The sequence below is a fragment of the Brevibacillus porteri genome (assembly GCF_003013475.1).
Lineage (GTDB): Bacteria > Bacillota > Bacilli > Brevibacillales > Brevibacillaceae > Brevibacillus > Brevibacillus porteri.
Genome location: NZ_PXZO01000001.1, coordinates 269,684 through 293,606, shown reverse-complemented (window position 1 = coordinate 293,606; position 23,923 = coordinate 269,684). Strand labels below are relative to the sequence as shown.

Annotated in this window: 24 protein-coding genes; 12 read left to right on the top strand and 12 right to left on the bottom strand. The window is 48.5% G+C overall.

Features of this window, described 5'->3' with window-relative positions; genetic code table 11:
- Window positions 1-12: 12 nt before the first annotated feature.
- Entirely contained in the window at window positions 13-1,248 is a 1,236-nt protein-coding gene (locus C7R92_RS01410) for an amidohydrolase (RefSeq protein WP_106832964.1), read from the bottom strand.
- A gap of 180 nt (window positions 1,249-1,428) precedes the next feature.
- On the opposite strand from C7R92_RS01410, the gene nikC reads away from it, so the two are divergent.
- From nikC to C7R92_RS01360, 10 genes are all read left to right on the top strand, one after another.
- Window positions 1,429-2,328, top strand: coding sequence for a nickel transporter permease (gene nikC, locus C7R92_RS01405; RefSeq protein WP_017250979.1), 900 nt, complete (start codon window positions 1,429-1,431; stop codon window positions 2,326-2,328).
- A 13-nt stretch (window positions 2,329-2,341) separates the two neighbouring features.
- Window positions 2,342-3,262 carry a nickel ABC transporter permease gene (gene nikB / locus C7R92_RS01400; protein WP_017250978.1) on the top strand — a complete coding sequence of 307 codons (921 nt, stop codon included), beginning with the start codon at window positions 2,342-2,344 and terminating at the stop codon, window positions 3,260-3,262.
- Between the two features lie 12 nt (window positions 3,263-3,274).
- Window positions 3,275-4,297: an ABC transporter ATP-binding protein gene (locus C7R92_RS01395; RefSeq protein ID WP_069845678.1), complete on the top strand. Its 1,023-nt coding sequence runs from the start codon at window positions 3,275-3,277 to the stop codon at window positions 4,295-4,297.
- 2 nt (window positions 4,298-4,299) lie between these two features.
- Window positions 4,300-5,295 (top strand): ABC transporter ATP-binding protein, encoded by a 996-nt coding sequence (locus C7R92_RS01390; RefSeq protein WP_106832963.1) that lies wholly within the window; start codon window positions 4,300-4,302, stop codon window positions 5,293-5,295.
- Window positions 5,296-5,390: 95 nt separating this feature from the next.
- The gene (locus C7R92_RS01385) at window positions 5,391-6,179 is read left to right on the top strand and encodes a sensor histidine kinase (protein WP_106832962.1); all 789 of its coding nucleotides are present in this window, start codon (window positions 5,391-5,393) and stop codon (window positions 6,177-6,179) included.
- A gap of 4 nt (window positions 6,180-6,183) precedes the next feature.
- On the top strand, window positions 6,184-6,888 hold the full coding sequence (locus tag C7R92_RS01380) for a response regulator transcription factor (protein ID WP_106832961.1): 705 nt from the start codon (window positions 6,184-6,186) through the stop codon (window positions 6,886-6,888).
- Window positions 6,885-8,213 carry a sodium:solute symporter family transporter gene (locus C7R92_RS01375; protein WP_106832960.1) on the top strand — a complete coding sequence of 443 codons (1,329 nt, stop codon included), beginning with the start codon at window positions 6,885-6,887 and terminating at the stop codon, window positions 8,211-8,213. Before C7R92_RS01380 ends, C7R92_RS01375 begins: the two co-directional genes overlap by 4 nt.
- Before the next feature lie 22 nt (window positions 8,214-8,235).
- Window positions 8,236-9,129: a DMT family transporter gene (locus C7R92_RS01370; protein ID WP_106832959.1), complete on the top strand. Its 894-nt coding sequence runs from the start codon at window positions 8,236-8,238 to the stop codon at window positions 9,127-9,129.
- Between the two features lie 134 nt (window positions 9,130-9,263).
- The gene (locus tag C7R92_RS01365; protein WP_106832958.1) at window positions 9,264-9,710 is read left to right on the top strand and encodes a hypothetical protein; all 447 of its coding nucleotides are present in this window, start codon (window positions 9,264-9,266) and stop codon (window positions 9,708-9,710) included.
- Window positions 9,711-9,782: 72 nt separating this feature from the next.
- Window positions 9,783-10,661 (top strand): phosphotransferase family protein, encoded by an 879-nt coding sequence (locus tag C7R92_RS01360; protein ID WP_106832957.1) that lies wholly within the window; start codon window positions 9,783-9,785, stop codon window positions 10,659-10,661.
- Here the strand turns inward: C7R92_RS01360 and C7R92_RS01355 are convergent.
- The 6 genes from C7R92_RS01355 to C7R92_RS01330 form a co-directional block, all read right to left on the bottom strand.
- On the bottom strand, window positions 10,658-11,065 hold the full coding sequence (locus tag C7R92_RS01355) for a carbohydrate ABC transporter permease (protein ID WP_244195618.1): 408 nt from the start codon (window positions 11,063-11,065) through the stop codon (window positions 10,658-10,660). The genes C7R92_RS01360 and C7R92_RS01355 overlap by 4 nt on opposite strands.
- Window positions 11,066-11,217: 152 nt before the next feature.
- Window positions 11,218-11,679, bottom strand: coding sequence for a hypothetical protein (locus C7R92_RS01350; RefSeq protein WP_106832956.1), 462 nt, complete (start codon window positions 11,677-11,679; stop codon window positions 11,218-11,220).
- On the bottom strand, window positions 11,679-12,074 hold the full coding sequence (locus C7R92_RS01345; RefSeq protein WP_244195611.1) for a hypothetical protein: 396 nt from the start codon (window positions 12,072-12,074) through the stop codon (window positions 11,679-11,681). Before C7R92_RS01345 ends, C7R92_RS01350 begins: the two co-directional genes overlap by 1 nt.
- A 187-nt stretch (window positions 12,075-12,261) precedes the next feature.
- Window positions 12,262-13,071, bottom strand: a complete 810-nt coding sequence (locus C7R92_RS01340) for an alpha/beta fold hydrolase (RefSeq protein ID WP_106832954.1) — start codon at window positions 13,069-13,071, stop codon at window positions 12,262-12,264.
- 72 nt (window positions 13,072-13,143) lie between these two features.
- On the bottom strand, window positions 13,144-14,202 hold the full coding sequence (locus C7R92_RS01335) for a DmpA family aminopeptidase (RefSeq protein ID WP_106832953.1): 1,059 nt from the start codon (window positions 14,200-14,202) through the stop codon (window positions 13,144-13,146).
- A gap of 35 nt (window positions 14,203-14,237) precedes the next feature.
- Complete coding sequence (locus C7R92_RS01330) at window positions 14,238-15,173, bottom strand: dipeptidase (protein WP_106832952.1); 936 nt, start codon at window positions 15,171-15,173, stop codon at window positions 14,238-14,240.
- 196 nt (window positions 15,174-15,369) lie between these two features.
- On the opposite strand from C7R92_RS01330, the gene C7R92_RS01325 reads away from it, so the two are divergent.
- Window positions 15,370-16,263 (top strand): LysR family transcriptional regulator, encoded by an 894-nt coding sequence (locus C7R92_RS01325; RefSeq protein ID WP_007716122.1) that lies wholly within the window; start codon window positions 15,370-15,372, stop codon window positions 16,261-16,263.
- A gap of 93 nt (window positions 16,264-16,356) precedes the next feature.
- Here the strand turns inward: C7R92_RS01325 and C7R92_RS01320 are convergent, their stop codons facing one another.
- The gene (locus C7R92_RS01320; RefSeq protein ID WP_106832951.1) at window positions 16,357-16,995 is read right to left on the bottom strand and encodes a DUF2306 domain-containing protein; all 639 of its coding nucleotides are present in this window, start codon (window positions 16,993-16,995) and stop codon (window positions 16,357-16,359) included.
- A 151-nt stretch (window positions 16,996-17,146) separates the two neighbouring features.
- On the opposite strand from C7R92_RS01320, the gene C7R92_RS01315 reads away from it, so the two are divergent.
- On the top strand, window positions 17,147-17,737 hold the full coding sequence (locus C7R92_RS01315) for a TetR/AcrR family transcriptional regulator (RefSeq protein WP_069845715.1): 591 nt from the start codon (window positions 17,147-17,149) through the stop codon (window positions 17,735-17,737).
- Between the two features lie 81 nt (window positions 17,738-17,818).
- On the opposite strand, the gene C7R92_RS01310 is transcribed toward C7R92_RS01315, so the two are convergent.
- The 4 genes from C7R92_RS01310 to C7R92_RS01295 form a co-directional block, all read right to left on the bottom strand.
- On the bottom strand, window positions 17,819-18,793 hold the full coding sequence (locus C7R92_RS01310) for a Gfo/Idh/MocA family protein (protein ID WP_106833076.1): 975 nt from the start codon (window positions 18,791-18,793) through the stop codon (window positions 17,819-17,821).
- An 84-nt stretch (window positions 18,794-18,877) separates the two neighbouring features.
- Window positions 18,878-21,976 carry an efflux RND transporter permease subunit gene (locus C7R92_RS01305; protein ID WP_106832950.1) on the bottom strand — a complete coding sequence of 1,033 codons (3,099 nt, stop codon included), beginning with the start codon at window positions 21,974-21,976 and terminating at the stop codon, window positions 18,878-18,880.
- A complete protein-coding gene (locus C7R92_RS01300; protein ID WP_106832949.1) occupies window positions 21,973-23,229 on the bottom strand; it encodes an efflux RND transporter periplasmic adaptor subunit in 1,257 nt (418 codons plus the stop codon). Before C7R92_RS01300 ends, C7R92_RS01305 begins: the two co-directional genes overlap by 4 nt.
- A 95-nt stretch (window positions 23,230-23,324) precedes the next feature.
- Window positions 23,325-23,894, bottom strand: a complete 570-nt coding sequence (locus C7R92_RS01295; RefSeq protein WP_106832948.1) for a TetR/AcrR family transcriptional regulator — start codon at window positions 23,892-23,894, stop codon at window positions 23,325-23,327.
- Window positions 23,895-23,923: the final 29 nt, after the last annotated feature.

Here is a 23,923-nt window from a genome sequence, read left to right as displayed (position 1 = left end):
CTTTTCCCCCTCTTAAACGTTCACTTCTTCCACTTGACCAGAAGCGAGAGTGCCTTTGAAGAATACAGCGTGTCGATCTGCACGGCGCGCGATCGCTTCTGCCGAGCAGGTCGCGTCCACGAGGATCAGGCTAGCGTCTTCACCTTGTGCAGGCCACAGCTGTGTTCCGTTGGCATCCAGCGTCGTTTTGCCACCTGTGATAAAACGCAGCGATTGTGACAGAGACAACTCGTCCAGCCAACGATTGCGTTCAGCAAGTCGCCAGAGGCGCTCCAGCACATCGCCATTTCCGTATGGCTGCCACGTGTCAAAAATGTTGTCGCAGCCGACCGCAACGTCGACGCCATTTTGGTGCAACAGCTGCACAGGTGGAATAACGCGGCTAAATGGCACACTGGTGATGATCGTAATGCCCGCTTCCCGTAGGATCGTCGCCATCTCTTCTGCTTCCTGCACAGGGATGTCTCCGAGCGCAAACGCATGGCTAATTGCTACCCGGCCTTGCCAGCCAGCGTCTACGGTCATTGCTGCTAGTCGCTTCATTGTGTAGGTTCCCAAATGTCCCGGGTCATGCAAATGCAAGTCCACACCTGCGTTTGCTTCTACCGCCAGCTCCATCATCTGGTGCAAAGATTCTTCTATATCGCCATCCACATTAGCTGGGTCTACGCCCCCGACATGAGTCGCACCTTGGCGCAATGCCTCATGCAAGAGTGCTTTTGCATCTGTACGCAACAAGCCATGCTGCGGGAATGCCACGATCTCGTGGGTGACTCGATCCGCGTAGGTTGCTAATGCTGCTTTTACTGATTCCAAATTGGAAATTCCCACTTCTGGGTAAATGTCCACATGTGTACGTACGTGTGTCGAGCCATAAGACGAGAGGATCTCCAACAGATTCTCCGCACGCTCTTGTGTAGTTGTCGGCAGTCCTGGCAGTGTGCGCTTCTCAATCTCGCAACGCTCAATAATATTGGACACAGGAATGACGGCCCGCCATGGTTCTCCCAGAAGCGTTTTGTCCAAATGAACATGCTTCTCTACGAAAGATGGGAGTGCCAATAAGCCTTTTGCATCCTTTTGCAAAATACCGTCTGTAAGCTTCTCTGTCGCTGGTACAATACGCGCGAATTTTCCGTCTTTTACCAAAATGTGAAACAAGGATGCCTCTGTCCCCGTGACGACACCGTTTTCCCGACGGTAGCCCGTCTCCAAACGAACATTGGTCAACCAATAGGTAACGCCCATCCATTATCCACCCTCTCTTTGTCTCTCTCCATTCCTTTCTCCCCCATTATCTAGGAAGCCGGAAGACTTGATTTGCACAATCTTTACGTCTATTTTCACTATTTTTACGACTTGTTCAAATTGCCTTTACTTCGTACATTTTTCTGATAACTTTGACGTAAGCAAAGGAGGGGTTACACCATGAAGGTTGAGATTGCACCAACTAATCAAGCTCTTCCGCCGAAAGCAGCGGCTGCACGCCCTAGCAGATGGCGGACTTTTTACAGGAAACTACGAAAAAACAAACTCGCCATGGTAGGCGGCTGTATCGTGATTTTTTACATCGCGATTGCCCTGTTGGCACCATTCATCGCTCCTTACGATCCCTATGAGATTGATTTGGTTAACAAATTGAAGCCACCATCTGCTGAGCACTGGATGGGTACCGATGACAAAGGTCGGGATGTAATGAGCCGTCTTTTATACGGAACGCAGCTCTCGATGTCCGTCGGATTCGTCGCCGTCTTTATTGGTGCATTTTTCGGAATTATTCTTGGCTTATTATCCGGTTACTACGGAGGCTGGGTAGATACGGTCATCTCCCGTATCATCGATGTTTTGCTCGCCTTCCCGGGAATCCTGCTATCTCTGGCCATTGTCAGTGCCTTAGGGCCAAGTCTCTTTAACGTTATGATCGCCGTTGGTATCTTCTCGATTCCTGTATTTGCACGGATCGTCCGCGGCTCTACTTTGACCGTAAAAAAACTGGAGTACATCGATGCGATCCGCTCACTCGGTGCCAATGACTTCACGATTATCTTTAGACACATTTTTCCAAACATTTTGTCTCCTATTATCGTACAGGCAACGATGCGCCTTGCTACCGCGATTCTATCCGCCGCTGGCCTGTCGTTCCTCGGACTGGGAGCACAGCCTCCTCTGCCGGAGTGGGGCGCCATGCTTAGTAACGGACGCGACTTCTTGTTTACCGCTCCGCATCTGGCCATGTTCCCAGGTTTCGCTATTGCAACTCTTGTTCTCGGCTTCAACATCTTTGGGGACGGCCTCAGGGACGCTCTCGATCCACGAATGAAACAATAGGAGGGAAATCTTCATGTTTGTTTACATTATCCGTCGCCTGCTGCAGATGATTCCCGTCCTGCTCGGTGTCATTCTGGTCGTGTTTTTGATCATGCAAATGGTTCCTGGCGACCCGGCTGTATTGCTCGCCGGTGAAGGCGCTTCTGCAGAAACGATTGCAAAAATGCGTACACAACTCGGCTTGGATCAACCCATCATGGTTCAGTACGCGCAATATGTCTTTAACGTGTTCCAAGGTGATCTAGGTACGTCACTTCGCTCTAATCTTCCCGTGTGGGATGAGATTATGGCGCGATTGCCTGCTACCATCGAACTCGCACTCGCCAGTATTTTTGTAACCGTTGTACTCGGTATGATCGCAGGTATCGTCTCTGCTACCAAGCAATACTCTGCTGCTGATATTACGATCATGGTTATTGCCTTGCTCGGTGTATCCTTGCCAAGCTTTTGGCTCGGCTTGAGCTTGATCTACACGTTCTCCGTCAAGCTGCAGCTCTTCCCTGTTGCAGGCTGGGGCACCTGGAAGCACATGATTTTGCCAGCGATCACACTCGGTACCGCTGGGGCTGCCATCGTTGCTCGTATGACTCGCTCCAGTATGCTCGACGTCGTGCGTCAAGACTACATCCGCACAGCGAAAGCAAAAGGCCTGCGTGAAACAGTCATCATTTACAAGCATGCTTTGAAAAACGCGTTGATCCCGATTATTACGGTCGTTGGCTTGCAGTTCGGATTTCTTTTGGGTGGTACGGTTCTCGTAGAATCTGTATTTGCCATCAACGGCTTGGGTCGTCTGATTGTCGATGCGATCCGCATGCGTGATTTGCCTGTCGTACAAGGCGGCGTACTGATCGCTTCCATTATCTTCGTATTCGTGAACCTACTCGTCGATGTATTGTATCGCTACTTTAATAAACGAATTGATCTGAACTAAGGAGGGATCACCATGCCGGAACAACAAGATATCATCCTGGACGTTCGCAATCTGCAAACGCATTTTTTCACAGACGATGGCGTCAGTAAAGCAGTGGACGGCGTTGATTTCTCTCTAAATAGAGGAGAGACACTAGGTCTGGTAGGAGAATCGGGCTGTGGAAAAAGTATCACTTCCCTCTCGATCCTGCGTTTGATTGCCAGTCCTCCGGGAAAAATTGTAGGAGGAGAAATCCTTTTCAAAGGGCAAGACCTGACGAAAAAATCAGAAGCAGACATGCGCACGATCCGCGGCAACGAGATTTCGATGATTTTCCAAGAGCCAATGACCTCGCTTAATCCGGTTTATTCGGTTGGGGAACAAATCGCAGAGGTATTGCGCCTGCACCAAAACATGGGACGGAAGGAAGCATGGGACAAAGCAGTAGACATGCTGCGTCTGGTCGGTATTCCTTCCCCGGAAAAACGCGCGACTCAAGAGCCGCATGAATTGTCTGGGGGTATGCGCCAACGCGTCATGATTGCGATGGCTCTCGCCTGCCGCCCGGAAATTTTGATCGCGGATGAACCGACAACCGCTTTGGACGTTACGATTCAGGCCCAGATTCTCGAGCTGATGAAAAAGCTGCAAGTCGAAATGGGCATGAGCATTATCATGATTACCCACGATCTGGGCGTTGTTGCCGAAACATGCGATCGCGTTGCGGTCATGTACGCAGGAAAAGTCGTGGAGTACACGACTGCACAAAACTTGTTTGCGAATCCACGCCATCCCTATACAGTGGGGCTGATGAACTCCCTCCCCCGTCTGGATGAGGACGTGGAAGAGTTGCAAGCGATTAAAGGGAATGTACCAAGTCCGTTCAACATGCCAGTTGGATGCCGATTCGCTCCACGTTGCCCGCATGCAACAGAGCTGTGCAATACGAAGCTTCCTGAGCTCTTGGCGTATGCAGACGGAAGCAAAGTACGGTGCTGGATGTATACGTCTGAGTGGGACGGCGACACCAAGACTGCTACGGAAGTGGGGGTATGACCATGATGACGACACAAGCGAATCCAACGAAAAAACCACTGCTGGAAGTAAAAAATCTCAAGCAGCACTTCCCGATCAAAGGCGGCATTTTAGGCCGTACCGTCAACCACGTAAAAGCCGTGGATGACATTAGCTTCACGATCCATGAAGGTGAAACACTGAGTATTGTAGGCGAATCCGGTTGTGGAAAATCCACTACCGGTCGTGCCATCCTCCGTCTGGATGAACCGACGAGCGGAACGGTACTATTCGAAGGACAAGATCTGCTGGCGATGTCCAAGAAGCAAATGCGCGACATGCGCAAGCATTTGCAGGTCATTTTCCAGGACCCATTTGCTTCACTCAACCCGCGCCAATCGGTATCCGCTATTCTCGGGGAAGCGTTGGCGATCCAAAATATCGTACCTGCGCATCAACGCCGCGAGCGTATTATCGAGCTGCTCGGCTATGTAGGTTTGCGTCCGGATCAAATTGACCGCTTCCCGCATGAATTCAGCGGCGGACAACGCCAACGGATCGGGATTGCCCGTGCACTCGCGATGCAACCGAAGCTGATCATTTGTGACGAAGCCGTATCGGCACTCGACGTATCCATTCAGGCTCAAGTGCTGAATCTCCTGAAATCATTGCAAAGGCAGTTCAAGTTGACGTATTTGTTTATCTCTCATGACCTCGGCGTCGTTCGTCACATCTCGGATCGCGTCATGGTGATGTACCTCGGTAAAGTGGTAGAGATCGCGGATAAAAAGTCGCTGTTCGACAACCCGCAGCATCCTTACACGCAGGCACTCCTGTCTGCGATCCCGGTACCGGACGTAAGCAAAAAGCAAGAGCGGATCATTCTGCGCGGCGATGTACCTTCTCCGATCAATCCTCCGCAGGGCTGCCGCTTCCATACGCGTTGCCCGTATGCGATTGATCGCTGCAAAACAGAAGTGCCTGGCTTGACCAGCCTGCACAACACACACCAAGTTGCGTGCCACATCGTCCAAGTCTAGTAATAGAGAGATTAAAATTTTCTAAAAACGCAAGAGATCACGAAGCAGCATGATATGATGGTAACTGCAAAATCTATCCATACAGAAGGGATCTCATGATAAGCTTCGAAGGTTTCACATTGCTCATTCTGCTGTTTATTTTGGCTCCTATCATAGGAGCTATTGCTTTATTGTTTCTGTTCATTTTCGAGAAGCGGATTGATCTGTTAGAAAACAAAAATCTGAAGATCGAGCTGGAAAAAGAGTTGCAGCAAGCGCTTTACAATCAGTTGAATCAACAAATCCAGCCTCACTTCTTGTTTAATACGCTAAATGTCATTCTGAGTCTGGCGCGATTGAACCGAACGAAGGAACTGGTGAGAGCGCTCGAAGTCCTCTCCCAGTTTCTCAAATTTAAATATAAATCCACAGAGCCATTGATTTCATTGGCGCGGGAGATTACGTACACGGAGCAATATTTGGAGATTCAAAAGCTGCGTTTCGGCGATCGGCTCCGGATTCAACTAGATTGTGCAGATGATATCTTGCAAGCATCCATTCCCCCTTTCGTCTTGCAGACGATTGTGGAAAACGCATTTAAGCATGGATTAGAAAGAAAAATGGGCGAAGCTATCTTAGACATCCGCATAAGCCGAAAAGATGACGATGTCCTGCTTACGGTCATCGACAACGGTTCTTCCAGACTCACAGCCTTCCAGAATGAAAGTGAGATCGAAACGGAACAGCCACATGAGAAGAGCGGTCACGGGTTGGACAACATCCGCAGGCGGCTCCACCTTTGTTTTGGTGATCATGCACATCTGGAGCTTGCTCCGATATCTGAGGGAGGAACTCTTGTGTCTGTCAGGTGGCCCTGTACTTATGAACAAATCGATCTGAGGTGAGAAGATGAACGTACTACTCGTGGATGACGAACCATTGGAGCTGGACCAGCTCGAGTATTTGATTCAGCCCATGTTCCCCTTGTGGAAATTCTACAAGGCCGCAGATGGCAGCAGGGCCATGGCGATCAGCCAGAAGGTTCCTCTTCATCTCGCCTTTCTGGACATTAATCTTCCGGGGAAATCCGGGCTGGTGCTTGGCGAAGAGCTGAGAGCCCAGCACAAAGACATCGAGCTCATCATTGTCACGGCTTATCAAGATTTTCATTATGCCAAGCAATCGATCCGCCTCGGTGTCGTGGATTACATCACGAAGCCCGTCATTGAGAGCGAGCTGGTCGACATTCTGCAAAAATATCAGAAGAGCCCTGCCCTCTCCGCTTACACCCGAATTATTTCCGATGCGATGAACATCATTCATCAAAAATTCGCGGAGAAGCTGAATCTGGCTGATCTTGCCGCAGAGGTCCATATCAATCCTACCTATTTGAGTCGCCGTTTTCATGAAGAAGTAGGTGTCTCATTTTCCGAGTATTTAATGCAGTACCGCATTCAAATGTCGAAGAAGTTCCTGATTGCTCATCCTGATTGGAGCATATCGACGGTTGCCGAGCGGACTGGCTTCAACAGCCAACACTATTTCAGCACCATTTTTCGCAAGGTAGTGGGGAAAACCCCGAAAGAATACCGGGACAAGGGGAATGCATCTTGACCTACTTATCGTTTCGCGAATACGTGGTAGGTGCAGCAAAGATCGGCATTGGGCTTGGGGTCGTCTCTATCCTCGCCCGCTGGGTGACTGGAAACACAATATTCGGTTCACCAGAAGCACTCGTCAAATACGGGATATTTGGCGGGATCGGCTTCGCTTTGATGGGAGCATTTGCCCTTAGTATGTTTGGACTGCTTGGGCGTAAGGTCCGCCGTGAGTTATCAGAAGGGATGACTATCGGGGATTACATGCGGGACAAGCTACATCCGTTTGGTTACTGGCTAATGATCATCATCCTTTTGATTACCACGATTGAAGCGATGTTCGTCCAGGGAATGGCTGGTGGCGTATTGCTGAACATCTTGTTTGGCTTACCGATCCCGCTCGGCTTGCTCTGCTTTTTTGGATTTTGTGTGCTGTTTGCAGGCATCGGAGGTATTCGCTCGATCCATCGTTTTGCCATCGTGCAAATTGTCATTACGTTTGCGGCCATCATCCTGATTCCCGTCTACTTTTTCGTCGGTAAAGGTGTCGAGCATGTCTATAACGGACTGCGTCTTTACCATCCTTACCTTCTGGTGCTCAACAACAACGAGGGTCTTTTTTTTATCATTACCGGGCTGTTGATTGGGTTTGGTCAAGTGTTTGTCGATCAGGCATCGTGGCAGCGGCTCTATATGATGGAAGAAAAAAAGATCGTCCCTACCTTTCTGGTGTCCGGACTCATTTTTGCCACCGTACCACTGGCGTTTTCCTCGCTGATCATCATCGTTCTTTTTACGGGCGGCTTTGATGATATTTACTCGCTGTTGTTTGATCTCGTACGCAAGATTGACACGATGATATTGCTTGTATTATTTGTCCTCTGTGCCTTCGGTGCGATCATGTCCGCTTTTGGTGCAGGTCTTCATTCCATGATCAGTCTGATGGTCAACAACGTCTATCAGCTGTTCCGCCCAGACGCTTCAGAACGGCAAAAAATCCGTTTGGGCTACATCCTTGCCATTGCTATCGGTGCGCTTTCGTATGGTTTGACGATCTACTTCCAGCCGACCTTGCTGGATTTGCTGTTCTTCTTTGGCATTATGTATGCCTCGCTGTTTTTGCCTGTCATCGTCATCGTGTTGACGAAGGGGAAGGCACCTACTTTCATTTTGATCAGCGCAGTAATGGGATTCGTCGCAGGCTATAGCAGCCGGATGTACGTCGATCCGATGATGGCAATCTGGATTGCCTCCTTATGTACAGCTCTGGTCTTAACGGCCTACTTGTGCATGACCTGGCTATGGAAACGGTACATCCGAAAGCCGGATCACACTCGCTGACCCACAGGAAGGAACGAATCCTATGCTACGCTCCTACTTGCTGCTCATTTTTTGCGTAACCGCTTGGGGCAGCAATTTCGTCTTCGGGAAAATGCTCGTTGCAGAGTTTTCTCCGCTCTTTTTGTCGGCTATGCGTCTCTTGTTTATCGTGCTGTTTCTGCTCATTTGGTCCAGAGGGCGTCTGAAAATGCCAAAGCTCACTCGTACGGACTGGTTCTTGCTCGCGGTACTGGGAGTTGTCGGCGTATTCATCAACCAGTGGTCCTTTTACAAAGGGCTCGTAACAGCTGATCCGACCACCTCTGCTCTGATCCTGGCGCTGACGCCGATTACAACCGCTCTCTTGGCTGCCTTGTTCTTGAAAGAATCACTGACTGGCCGCATGGCAATCGGTTCGGTAATCGGTACATCAGGCGTTTTATTCGTCATTTATACAGGGGCAGAGCTGCATTTTGATGTAGGTATCCTTTGGATTATATTGACGATGCTGACATTCGCGACCTCGATCATACTCGTCAGGTTGTTGGGACATCGACTCCCTCCACTCGTGACGACGCTCGTATCCAATTTGATCGGCTTCGGATCGATGCTGCCTTTTGTCCTGATCAGCATCCCTACGGCCACGGTAAGCACCAGCCTCTCATCCTGGATTCTCTTGTTTGTCACCGCTGTCATCATGCACGGCATTGTGACCTTAATCTGGAACAGTCAACTACAGAAGGTGGGCGCTGCCAAAGCCGCGATGTTTGCCAATCTGGAACCGTTTATTGCCATGCTGTTTGGCTTACTATTGCTGGCAAAGCCTGTAACGGCTGTACAGTTTTTCGGAGCGTTTCTCATCATTGCAGGCGTGACCTTGACCACAACCTCAAAGGAGCCGCGTGAAAAGAAGAAGCTCTCCTCGCTTTCATCCTAATCAAAGCAGTTCGCCGCACTTTTCATACTAAAACAGTCGGAATTGTAGTTGAGAAGTACAATTTCGTTGCTTTATACTAGAAGAAAGCGGGCGAGTCTGTACCGTTACATCGTGATAAGAGGAGGGGACAGTCCATGTCTACCGTAAAACTATCCCAGTGGGAAACGATGCTCTTAGAGGCAGCCCGTGCCCATGGATTCGTCGATGAGGAAATCATCCACAAGCTGAGAACAGGTGACCCTGCGCCTTTTTCGGACGTGGAGGGCGGCAAGTACGATTACACCCATCTCTTTGAACTGTCCAAAAATGATCCCTCTACGCTGGAAGCTGCGATTCGCGAAGGCTACCAAATCAAGTTCACCACTTTTAACGGGATCAAGTTTTTGCTGAACAAACGCTACAACATCCAAGCAGAGCACGATTATCACGTTGAGGACACAGCGCTGCACCACGTACGCTTACCAGACGATGCATTGACGTGGATGCGCAGGACAATCTCCCATAACTGGCGAATTGTTGAACTAGAAAAGCTCGCAGACACCAAAGAAACGCTCGTCAGATTTGAACTGGCAGCATCGTAAATACGAAAGAGCACTTTCCTTTGGGGAGAGTGCTCTTTTTTCGAAATGCGGAGTATTGGAAGGAGAATCATGATGACAACGCAAGCGTATATCCAACACATTCAAGCAACGTATCCGGAATTGGCCATCACTTCCGCCTACTTTAACGAGATGGGCCAAAACAATGATGTGCTCATCGTCAATGACGCGTACGTGTTTCGCTTCCCGAAATATACCCCCGGAATCGAGCAACTGAAGATCGAAACGCACATTTTATGCATGGTAAAACCATACCTCTCCCTGCCGATTCCGGCTCCGATCTATTTGTCCTTTGCCGAGGAAATACCTGGGCGGGTGTTTGCCGGATATCCGCTACTCGAAGGTGAGCCTTTTACCCGAGAAGCTTTTCAAGTAGCCTCTCGTCAAAATTCGGTACCGACTGTCGCTGCCCAACTGGCACAATTTCTTCATGAACTGCACCAGCTTCCCGTCTCCTCCTTGCTCCCGGAGCTCATCCCTGGCGATTTTGACATGGCCAAGCAGTTGACTGAGCTATATGAACAGATTGTTTCGCACTTGTTCCCAGCTATGCGTGAGCAAGCAAAAAAGGATGTAGCAAAGCGGTTCGAATCGTATCTGGCAAACCCTGCCCACTTTGATTTTCAGCCTTGCTTGACTCACGGAGATTTTGGCACAGGGAATATCTTGTACTCCCCGATAAAACAGCGCATCACAGTCATCATTGACTTTGGCGGCTCGGGTGTGGGCGATCCGGCATACGACCTCGCAGGACTCTGCGCGAGCTACGGGGAACCGTTTTTGCAGCACTTCACTCCGGTGTACCCCCAGCTTGAGCAGGTGATGACAAGGATGCGATTTTACCGTAGTACATTCGCCTTGGAGGAAGCGCTATTCGGTCTGGAAAACAACGATGAGACAGCGTATCAAGCCGGCATGCGGGACTACCTCTAGCCTTTTACAGCACCCTGTGTGAGCCCTTCCACCAAGTACTTTTGACAAAAGGCAAACAACAGCATCGTCGGGATGACTGACAGCACCGTAGCTGCCGACATCGCTCCCCATTCAATATCGTATTTTTTTATGAAGGCATTCATAGCGACGGGAATCGTTTTGACTGACTCTTCATCAATGAACAGAACTGCCATAATCAGCTCGTTCCAGCATTGGACGAACGCGAAAATAAACGTGGCTGCAATTCCGGGGAGCATGATCGGCACGATGACGCGAAACAGGGCGCTCAACCGGGAACAGCCGTCCATCATTGCTGCTTCCTCCAAAGCGTTGGGTATCCGTTGGAAAAAGCCAGACATGATGATCGTACAAAATGGAATCAGCATGACCGTGTAGATGAGCATCAACGAAAACAGGCTGTTTCAGATGTGCATCTTGGACATCATCGTATACAACGGCGCCATGCCAATGAACATCGGGATCATGTGGGAATTTTCATGTCAATTATATTTTTCAACTGAAAATAAACTAGATCCGCATTCTATCCGTACTTTTTCTACATGTACATTGTTCGATTGCCTTTGAACGATTTGCACAAATTGTTTAGCTTATGTTGAACAAATTGTTCAATTTCAGGACGAAAAACAAAGGCATCGCCCTCTTGTTTGCAAGAACGGGCTTCATCACTGATAGATAAGCTTCCGTCATAGTACGGATCAAGCATGCTGAAATCATATCGTTCGTAACCGTCCATTTTACCGTATTTCGTAAAAAGACCGATCGCCTTGAATGTAATTTTGATCATAGCATTACCTGCTTTATTGTATTCGTCGTCTGGAATGTCATCCCCGTATTGCTCGTGTAGCTTAGTCATAACCTCGTCGTAGCGCTTTTTATTATATCCACACATCACTTCCACGCTTACTTCCCGATCCTCATAACCAGTAAAACTCGCAAAATCATGTGAGGGACTGATCATCCAAGGAACTCCGACAGGTACAACTTTCATTTGGCTCATCAATTTACCTCCACTTTAAAGAACACCATTTCATCAAATGTAATCCCAAGATAGCTGTACTTTATGTTCACTCTGTTTATTGATTCATGATAAATAACACTCAGTCCATAAATTTCATCGTTTTTCGTAGATGTGCCAGCTTTCATCGCTATATCCTCTATATTCTGAAATCCATAGGGTATTGATTCCTTATTATCATAATCGTCAGTTACGATGAATCCTTGTAAAGCATTACTAACTTGTACTTTTGTTTTTGATGGTTTTTCATCGTTATTAACTGAAACACCCAATATTTTCACTTCACCAAAACCCTTATTACCAATTCCCACAACAACAGATTTATGATCATTGCTTGAAGCAAGGGTACCAATATCCAATGGCGGATTACCTTTCACAAGGAAATAAAAACCTCCTATAAATATTGGTATAAGTAGTACAAAGATCCACAGTTTCTTCTTCAATTTCCCCATCCTTAATCGTTATTTTTTCATGTATATTAAAAACCATATATTGTTAAATTCAATAAGAAATAGCCAATATCCTGCACCAAGGCAGAAATATTGGCCTTCTAACCCCACTCATTCAAGAGTTAATAAACTCCACCAGCCTCTTATTAAAATCATCCGCCTGACAAATCGGCATGCCGTGCCCACTGTTTTCAAACGGAAACAGCTTCGACCCTTTGATTTGCTGCTGAGTGAGCTCGGCGCTTTTGAATGGAATCAATTGATCGTGAATCCCATGAAAGATTCCGGTTGGCACACGGATTTGACCTAAGTCATTGATTACATTCTCTCTCGCTGCTGCTTGCATGATTTTGATGAGCGCATAGGAAGCGGAGTCCAGCCCCATTTTGACAAACCACTGGAGCGTAGCAGTCCCTAAATTTCGATTAAAAAACTGCAAAGAAACCGTGTTTAATAACTCAGGCAAATTGGCGTACATCTGACTGATCAGCCCATCTGCTTGCTCCTTCGGGACGCCGTATGGAGAACCCGGCATTTTCACAAAGGAAGGAGAAACCGCATCCACTAACGCTAATTTGGAAATATGACGCCCCTCATAACGAGACATATACCGAATCGAAAGGGCTCCACCCACCGAAAAACCAAGCAAGACAGCATCCCGTATCTTCAGTGCTTCCAAAACGACATAGATGTCATCTGCTAAGCGATCATACGTATAGCCGTTCCACGGTTTGTCCGATTGGCCGTTGCCGCGTATGTCCATGGCAACACAGCGGAACCCCTGCTGGGGAAGTACGTTGAATTGGTAGGAAAACATGTTATGGTTGAGCGGCCAGCCGTGAACGAAAAAAATCGTTTTGCTATTCGGGCCAGGATTGAGGTCTTCAACAAAAACCGTGACACCCTTTTCGACTTCAATGTACATAACCCTACCTCCTATTTCACACCGTGCACCTCTTTACACTCAAGGTATGTCAACAGTTGTAGGGTTATGTTACTACTCACCTATGTCCTGACTCGGATACGCATGAACGATGCGTCCTTTTCTTCCCATAGTCGTGACTGCTTGCGCAAGAGAATGGTAGATAGCTTCCTCAGTCGCTTCTGCCGCAGCAGCAAACAGTTCGTTCATGATCGGGTGATCCTCACGTAGTTGCACGCGTGTTTCTGTAACGGCTGTTGTCTGGTGTGGAATCGTTTGCGCGGTGGAAAAAGCGATGACGATGTCGCCGCTCCCATGCCCAAAATGGCTCCCCGTGCGTCCCAAGCCGATTCCTGCGCGCTTCGCTACCCGGAGCAGTTGGCGATCACTCAATGGAGCATCTGTCGCCAGTACGATGATGATGGAGCCATCCTCGGACTTCTCTACTGCGTTTTCATTGTTTTTGCAGCTTGTGAACAGATTCGCTCCCAAGAAATCATTCTTGTTGCCAAAGTTACTGAGTACCAAAGCCCCCAATGTATACGATTGCTCCTCAGCCACTACGATACGAGAAGACGAACCGATCCCACCTTTATAGCCAAACGCAATCATCCCCGTCCCTGCCCCGACAGCGCCTTCTTCTACGGCCTGGTCCGTTGCGTTCTGAATCGCTACTCTCGCATCCTCCGGGCGCACGACACAGCGGCGAATGGAATTGAGATGACCATCGTTGCATTCGCCCACAACAATATTGATCGTCCCGGTCGTGTCCCCGATCTCTTCGTTCGTATCCAGCATGTATTGCAGAGTCCCTTGTGTAACCGCTGGAACGGAAAACGTATTGGTGAGCATGATCGGCGATTCCAATACACCCAGCTCATTTACTTGCACGAGTCCCGTTGTTTTGCCGAAGCCATTGATCACATAGCTGGCTGCGGTTACCTTTTCACGAAACAAGCTACCGCCATGTGGCAAAATGGCTGTCACACCCGTGCATGCATAATCCTCGTTGTCCAGCTCATGCTGAATCGTTACATGTCCTACTCGGACTCCGGCTACATCCGTTATGTCATTTTTCTCACCGACCGGCAGTCTCCCGATTGTCGCACCGAGCTGCCGATTTTTTTTCGTCATGCATTCCATTCCTTTCGTAAGGCTATGCCGAACGCTTACACGGGACGATTGCGCAGAAAGTTCTCATAGGCAAACCCGCGCACTTCTTCTTCCTTATAATGCTTGAGCAGCTCGTTGATCAGGTTTTGGCTCTGCCCCGCATGCTCCAAGCCCACGACCTTCGCGGTAATGCCGTCGAAGTCAGAGCCGAGCCCAATATGTCGCACGCCACCGAGTGAACAAAAATGATCGATATGCTTGATCAGATCATCTATCGTAGTTGGTGTCGTTTCATTGATAAACTGGGTGCAGTAGACGACATGTACATTCGCGCCTTTGGCAAATAACGCTTTTGCCTGTTCATCCGTCAAATTGCGTGGATGGTCGCAAATCGCTCGTGCATTTGAATGACTCGCAATCGGGTATGTGGCGAGTTGAATCGTATCCCAGAAGCTGCCCTCCCCTAGATGCGAGACGTCCGTCAAGATTTTATGCTCATTGTGGAACTGAATGATTTCCTTGCCAAAGGTCGTCAATCCGGCATTCCTCGGTTCCAGCGCACCATCCGCAGCGAGATTCGCGAAGTTCCAGGTGAGGCCCACAGAGCGAACCCCTAGCTGATACAATATGTGCAGCTTCTTCAAATCGTTGCCGATTGGCTCAACACCCTCCAATGTCAGCAACGCCCCGATCTCTCCCTCTTGCAAATGGTCGAGATCGCTCCAATCACGGATTTGTTTCATTTCTGGATGTTTACCCAGAACTTCTGTATAAAAGTAATGAATTTGATCCAAAGCTTTTTGAAAACGTTGCTCCGTGGACAATTCAGGGGATGTCCAGATGGCATAGCATTGTAGCTTTACCCCGCCATCGTGTAGCCGTTTCCTGTTGACATCCAGCTCGTCCGCATCCGCAAAGGACAAAGCCCCATTTTTCTCCCAAATTTTCAGCAGTGCATCACAGTGCAAATCGATAATCGGCATTTTGGCCATTTGTATCCATCCCTTGTGCTAATTTCCTTTGAGAACACTACCTATTCTGTTAATGTTAAGGTAATGTATTTTGGAGAGCGAATCCAATAAATTATTGCTATAAGTCACTTAAGAAAACATTATCGAGGCTTATTCGAGGAGGAGCGACCTCCTTTTTACGTAAAGTTTAAAAATTCACACAATGGAGCCACTACTCATGAATATGGAGCAAATTGAAGCATTCATCTTTGTCGCCCTGACCGGGAGCTTCAGCAAAACAGCTGATTTGCTCTATTTGTCACAGCCCACGGTCAGCATGCGGATCAAAGCACTTGAGACGACTATGGGCTGCAAGCTGTTTCAGCGTACGGGTCATACGATTTCTCTTACAAAAGAAGGCGATCTGTTCCTTCCTTATGCGAAAAACATCATGCATATGCTGCAAGAGGGACAGCAAGCGATTCAGCGATCGCAAGGCGATGTAGAGGGAGAATTGACCATCTCCACCGTTTTTGTCTCCGCCTTTTACATTTTGCCTGACCTCGTCCAGCAATTCCAGCAGTTGTACCCCAAAATCAAACTGACGATCCTTACCGGGCATTCCCATCAGGTGCTCGATATGGTTCTGAACCACGAGGTGTCATTCGGAATTGCTCGTGCCGTTACCCATCCACAGATTAACCGGATTCAGCTGATGCCGGATGACATGGTCTTAGCCATTTATCCCGATCATCCGTTTGGATTCCGCCATCAGGTTTCCATTGAAGAAGTCGCACGTGAACGATTGATCTTGTTCAATCGGGGTTCGCTCGACTGGAAACTGATCAACAATGCGTTCAGCCATTTTCAGCTACAAAACAATGTCGTCATGGAGGCTGACAACATCGAGGTCGTGAAGCGGATGGTCAAACAACGGCTGGGCATCGCCTTTTTGCCTCGCTTTGCCATCTCCAAAGATTTAAGCGAAGGCGAGTTGCAGGAAGTAGACGTCCTGAATCTGCCGCAAATCAACCGGAACTTCGAGCTGATTTACCTCAAGGATACACCTGTTCACGGGATTATGCGTACGTTTATTGATTTTTTGATGCAGAGCAAGGCTTTGCAGCAGTAGGAAAGGACCATGGGCTTACCTCCTAAAAAAGCTTCACATCTGAACCAATGAAACTGGTTGATGCGAAGCTTTTTAGGAAACGCTGAGTCTCTCTCATGCTTTTTTCGGTGCACGCAGTTTCGTACGAATGATCATCTCTGCCGTCAAGACAAGCCCAATCATGGCGACATAGACGCCGATTGTGTAGCTGATCTCATACGGCAAACCTACCACCTTTTCAAAGATCAGCTTTAATAGATGAATCAGCATGTTGGTGAACAAGAAGACGAAGCTCCTGACCATCCATTCCTTATGCTTCATGACTTGACGCTTTTTAATTTTGACGAGCGCCGTAATGGTGATAGCCGGCCAGATAATGTTCAATAAATGGAAGGGCCAACTCGCCACTTTTCCGCCCGTTACATAAGGGGCCATATATCCGGATGTGACTACCACAACCAACACACTAAAAAGATAGACATAGCCTGTTACTTTATGTAGCTTGCGGTTCTCTGCGAGCAGCTTGTCCGAAAAGTTAGCCACTCCACAGACCAGAGCAATCAGGGCGAAAAACAAATGGACATACATGACCGTAAGCCAGATCGATGTGTTCATTCGCTCTTTGTTGTAATCAGATTTGTGACTGAGGAAGCCTTTCGCTTCTGGATCGATGATAAAGTTTTGCACGAGTGCATACGTGATCGCCATACAAGCGACGAAAATGACAATCGAATATGGTTTGATTCGGTTCATCCTGCCACACAACCCTTTGTTCGATTTTTGATACCGAACGGTTCGGTCTCTTTTTTGATTTTACATGATTGCCTTCTTTCGTACATGCGAGAAATGTTACAATAACTTGGACGAATATAGACCGTGTTGGCCGAATGAAAGGACTATCGCGATGCGCAAAGGCGAAAAAACAAAGCTGCATATTATCCAGAAGTCAGCAGAGCTGTTTAATCAAAACGGTTATACAGGAACCTCCATGCAAGACATCATGGATGCAACGGGACTTACCAAAGGCGCACTCTACCGGGGTTTTGCCAGTAAAGATGAAATCGCTATAGAGGCCTTCAAATATGCGGGTGAAGTGTTACATGCGCATTTTGCAGCTGCACTGGAAAAACAGGACACGGCCACTGCAAAACTCGTAGCCATGGCAAAGGTATATTCTGATGCGGTAAACAATCCCCCGCTCCAAGGTGGCTGCCCGCTTCTCAACACAGCCGTTGAAAGTGACCACTCGTTCCCTGTACTTCGCGAGTATGCCCTCGCCGCTTACCAAGAAACCATATCGTTCATGCAGGGCTTGCTGGAAGAAGGAATCGCCGAGGGAGAATTTCGTTCCGCAATGGACGCAGAAGCCGTCGCTTCGGTTATCTTCTCTTCGATTGAAGGGGCCATAATGGCAAGCAGACTCACACACGATAACAAGCATGTCCATTTTGCCATCAAGCATATTGAGCAGCTTTTACAGACATACAAGCCATAACAAACAAAAAAGAGCAGTCGCGCAGGATGTGATACCCCTGCCTACCTGCTCTTTTTTTTCGTGGACTTTTCCTGCTAATTTCTATTTGATGTAGTGTACTTTTTCATGTCCGAGCAATGCTTCCAGCACTTGCTGTACTTTCACGCCTGTCTCAAACGTAACCAATCGGGCATCTCCACCGTTAATCGCAATAGACAGCTCATCCAACAGCAGGGAGAGACGGTCTTGCTGTGGAACTTCAGCCGGAACGAGCGTTTCGCCGTGTCCACCCACAAACAGATTGCTCCAGTTCACGACACTCAATGTCCCATTTGACCCGTACACGCGATAATCCAAATGCTCCTCATGTGCGATACCGGCTAAGCCATTGATCGTAACCGGAGTACCATCTGTCAGACGCAGGAAGGCGGATACTCCTGTCTCGCATAGCGCCGGATCAGCTGGATAGTCTACCTCTGAGCGGACTACATGCAGGTCTCCAAAGAGCTCGTAAGTCAGGTGAGTGAAATGAGGTAGTACTTCACGGATGAAACCGCCTTGCTCACGACCAGCCAGCCAAGGAGTTTGCTGCCATGGACGCGGCCACTGGTGAAAATGCGTCAGGATATCGATGCGGCGGATATCTCCGATTTCTTCGAGTCTGCGGGAGAGCTCAGGAAAAACGCCTTGATAGTAGAGCGGAAAGTTCATCGCATGGACAACCCCTGCGTCATTTGCTGCTTCCAGCATTTCTTGCGCTTCTGTCAACGAATTGGCCAACGGCTTTTCGCAGAGCAAATGCTTTTTGTGCGCCAGTACATCAAGCGCAATGGCGTGATGGAATTTGGGAGGGACAGCCAAATAGATGACGTCCAGCTCTACTTTTTTCAATAATTCCTTATAATCTGTGTACCAAGGCACATCGCCGGACTTTTGCGCGGCTTCCTGTGCTCTTTCCGCAGATACATCACTCACTGCGGCTACTCGAAATTTTTCGTGGGTACGGATCGCGTTCATCATGCGCTCGCCCATGACGCCTGCGCCAATAACCCCAACGTTCCATTTCACTTGGTCCATCTGCATTTCCTCGCTTCCTGGTGAATGTTCGTCTTCGTGCCTCTACCCCTTTCTCCATTTGTCTGAACATTCCTCCTGAATAGCTCAGATTGACAGCTGATTCTGCGCTTCCTTTTTTACCCGCTTCTTCTCTTTTTGGATGGCTACAACTGTATAGAGAGAAGGAACGACGATCAGCGTGAGCAGCATCGAGAACAGCAAGCCAGAAATGATTGTAATGGCGAGCGGCTGAAACAACACACTCCCCTTCATCGCCATCGGTGATAAACCTGCTACTGCGGCGAAGGTCGTAAGTAAAATCGGCCGCAAACGGGCTTTCCCTGCTCCAATCACCGCATCGTGCAGAGCGACGCCTTCATGCCTCGCCTCCTCGATGAATTCGATTAAGACAATCCCGTTTCGGACGACGATGCCTGCCAATGCGATAAAGCCCGCCACCGTCATGAAACCAATCGGTGTCGACGTGATGAATAGTCCGATCAAGCTGCCCGCGATCGCGAGGTATACCGTACTCATCACCAAAACAGGAATAGACAAGGAATTAAACTGCACGACGATCAGCAAAAAGATAAGGAAGACCGCAATAACCGCAAGCACTCCTAAATCGAGCAATACTTCCGATTCCTCTTCTGTTTCACCTGTCACATTCCAAGCATACCCGTCCGGCAGTTCCAGCTGCTTCATTTTCGCGGTCACTTCGCTCATCACATCAGCGGCCGTCCGATCTCGGACATCACTCGTGATGGTGACACTGCGGGACATATTGTAACGAGGAATACTCTGAATCGATAAGTCTGGCTTCATTTCGGCTATTTGTGAAACCGGAATGAGCTGCCCACGCGCATTTGGAACCGTGAGTTGAGCGAAGACTTGCTCTGTCGTCATTCCCGACTGATCGGCTATCAGCGTAATATCGACCAAGTTTTTCCCATTGTCAAATTGCCCCATTGGAATGCCTTGGCTGATCAATCGCAATGTTCTGGTCAAATCCGCTTCATTGATTAGCTCCTTATCCATCTTTCCCTGATTCACTTGGAACTGGAGGGAATACTGTTCATTTCCCAGCGTGTCGTTGGTGTTGTAAGTTCCCTCGATCTCCATGATGAGCTTCTTGATTTGCTCAGAAATCGTGTATAGCTCCTGCAAATCATCCCCGTACACCCGAATTCCTACCGGACTTCCCGTATACATACCATCCTTCGCACTGTAAGGAATGATATTCGCTTCTGGATACATCATCTTAAACTGCTCGGACCACGGCGCAAGCACTTTTCGCGCATCCATTTTGTTATGGTCAAATGTGACGATCAATTGCGCGACATGTTCTCCGGTTCCAACTGGCGGCGCAGAGGGCAGCATCTGTGGTGCGTTGCCCCCTACAAAAGACGAGACTTTTTGAATATGCGCCTGCTGCGAAATCCATTCGGAAACACCAAGAACAATCCGATCCGTTTCCTGTAAATTACCGCCAACTGGCGTTGTTATATTCACAACCATCTGTGGCCTGTCAGCATCCGGGAAGAGCTGTACTGGGACGAACATAACGAGTCCATAGGCCGCAGTAGCAATCAGTACCCCGCTCAATCCTGTTTTCAGCGGCTTTTTTAACATCACTTTCAGAACACGATCGCCGTACCAATTCGTCAGTGTATCGATTTGTTTGCCCAGCAAGCCAGCAGGCTTCCGATAGTCTGTCTCTGTTTTGCTCCGCTTCTTGTTCCTTCGCTCGTTCCATTCCCGGTAAATCGGAATAATGGTGAGGGACATGAACATCGAGGCCCCCATCGTAAAGATGATAATGAGTGGTACCGGAAAAATAAACTGGCCTGCATCACCTGGGAGAAACATGATCGGTCCAAACGCTGAGATAGTAGCCAGGGTAGCCGTAATGATGGAGACCGCAACCTCCTTCGTCCCTGCTACAGCAGCCGTATACGGGTCCTCTCCCAACACAGATAGCCTTCGCTCAATGTTGTCATTCACTACGACTGCGTCGTCCACCAAAATACCAAGAACAATGATGAGCCCGAATACGGTCATCTGATTGAGCGTAATGCCAAAGAACGGCAGGATCACCATCCCTGCGGCCAGCGAGATTGGAATTGCCAATGCGACCATCAAGGATGTCGTCAAATTCAATCCAAGCATACAAATGAAAAGAACCGCTACGATGGCAATGATCATCTCCACGTACAATTCAGTAAAAACACTGTCAATTTGATCCACCTGCGCAAACACGGGTTCTCTGTTCGCCCATGACGGTAGACTCTTTTCCAACGCCGCGAGCTTCTCATTGACTGCTTTATGTACCTTTGGAACGTCGCTTCCCAGCTCGGCATTGATGCTAATCGTCGCAGCAGGCTTCCCGTTATAGTACGTCCGGTACTCCACCCGTTTGGTACTGTCGGAAATGGTGGCAATATCCTTCAAATAGACGGGCATGCCCTCCTGCGTACGTGTTACGACTACCTTTTCAAAGGTCCCCACATCGGTGCTGACAGGTAATGTGAGCTGGTATTTCCGCGTATCCATGTTGACATCACCGAGCGGCGTTGTTTCATTTTTTGTTTGCACAGCATTCATTACTTGCGCCCAGGAAATGCCGTATTGTTGCAGCTTTTTGGCATCGACAGCGATTTTCACCTCTTGCTCTGGCAATCCTTGAATCGTAACATCGGAAACGCCCGGAACGGTTCGTAGCTGATCCTTCCACAGATCCAGTGTATCGCGTAATTGGAGAACCTCTTCAAAAGAATCGGCTGTGACTTGAAATGTTTGGATGAACGTACGACTCAAGTCATCATTGATGATAGGCTGTTCTGCTTCATCCGGTAAGTCGGCTTCTGCATCTTTCACTTTTTTCCGTACATCCTCAAACACCTTTTTCGGTACAACGTCATTCTCGGTTTTCACATGGATAATCGAGACGCCGGAACGGGACTCGGAGCTAATCGATTTAATGCCATGTACTTCGTTGATTTTTTCTTCCAGCTTCTTCGTGACCGTCTGCTCCACCTTCTCCGGAGTCGCTCCCGGATACACAGTGGTGATGGTCGCCATGCTGACAATGATGTCTGGCTGCTCCTGTTGCGGCAGTGAAACCGTAATGGACAAACCGATCAGCACGAGCATTGTAAAGAAAACGAGGGTGATTTTGCGCTTCTGGATGAAAAACTCAATCATGGCTGATTGCCTCCTTTTACGGTAACAGAGTCCCCGTTAAGCAAGCGATCAGCACCTTTCGTAATCAACATACTTCCTGCCTGCAAGCCAGAAGTAACTTCAAAATGATTGTCCACATACTGACCAATCGTGACAGTCGTCTTGGTTGCTTTTCCATCTGTTAGCAAAAAGACATAGGGTTCCGAGCCTCGGCTAAAAACTGCCTCCGCAGGGACAAAAATCCCTTTCTTTTGCGACAGGGTTCGTTTTGCAGTGACAACTTGCCCCGCAAACCAGTCTTTCTTGGTGTTATCGATGACTACTTCTACGCTAATCGTGCCCGTCTGTTCGTTCGTGGCCGGATATATATTGGTTACCTTTCCTGTTCGTTTTTCCTCGTACAAGCGAATCTCGACTTCATCTCCCACCTTCCACGATGAGATGTCCTTGTCAGGTACAGGCAAGATTGTTTTCAGCTGATGGATGTTGCCGATTCGGTAGACAGGAGCACCTGGACTTGCCAACTGCCCTACATCAGCCAATTTTGCCAGCACAGTTCCCTGAATAGGTGCTTTCACCTCGGTTTTTGCCAAAGTAGCTGCTGCCTGATCTCGGGTCACCATGGCTCCCTGGTAGCTGGCGCTTGTGGCGCTGATATCCTCCGTACGAGCGCCTGCTTTCACCAATGAATAGGTCTCTTGCGCCTGGGCGTAATCTTTTTCAGCTAGTTCAAACGCATGCTTGGCACTTTCAAATTCGGTTTCGGAAATCGCCCCGCTTTTATAGAGCTGTTCCATGCGCTGATAGTCTTTCTGTGCTTGATCTCGTGAGATTTTCTTCGCTTCGACCGCTACTTTTGCTTGCTGGACCTCTTGTTCGCGCGCACCATTTTTCACCTTTGAAAGCTGTGCGTTTGCGCCATGCACATTGGCGTTTGCCAATGCGAGCTGGAGGGAGTAGTCAGTAGAATGGAGACGGGCCAGCACATCTCCTTTTTTGACTGTGTCTCCTTCCTTGTACGGCAACGACTTGATTTCACCGGCTACTTCAAACGAAACCGTCGTTTCTTCCATGGGCGCAAGTGTCCCCGACAGTTCACTAGTCGATTGAAAGCTTTTCAGCTGGATCGGATGCGCTTCTACGAATTTGGCCTCAGCTTGGGCTATACTCCCAGCAGACGAGGTCATATCGTGATTATTCGTGCAAGCCGTCGTCATTACTGCAAGGGAGACCAGCACCAGAAGCCCCATACTTTTTCTGATCGACTTATCCATAAGCGACTCACTCCTATACGTTTCTTCTCTTTTTCTGTGGAAAAGATGTTTCGGAATGAATGTTCATTCCGTTTTGTTCAAAAGAAGGATCAGAATTAATGAATTCTGATCGCATCCCAACAAGCTTCCTCTACGCCTGCAAGCAATTCGGGGGTTTCTTCGATTTCGCCAGCCATAATGCACTTGTTCAATGCGATGTATGCACCGTCGACAATTGCAATCAATGCATCCGCTGGTAACGGACGAATGACCTTCTTTTTTTGCCCCTGTTCAATGAACTCGAATAAAAATGTGCGCAGCTTCATGTATGCAGCTCGGCTGGCTTCGTCCAGGTAGTGACCATTTGTGTGGGAATCCAGAAACAACAAGGCGTTCAAATTCTTTTTGGAGTAACGAATCGTCTGCTTTGCAATATGCCGAAATTGCTCACGTAAGTCTTCACTTGTACGAGGATAGCCATCTTGGAGTGTCTCAAGAAACTCCCCTACACTTTCTTGGAACAACGTATTAACGAGCGCTTCTTTGTTTTCAAAATAACGATAGATGGTACCGGCACCGACTCCTGCTTTTTCGGAAATCATCGGAACGGTCGTTCCATCAAAACCGCGCTCTACAAACAGAACGAGCGCTGCTTCCAAGATTATTTCGCGCTTGGTTTCAGACAAGGTCTTGACTCCTTTCGTTCGGAATGAAT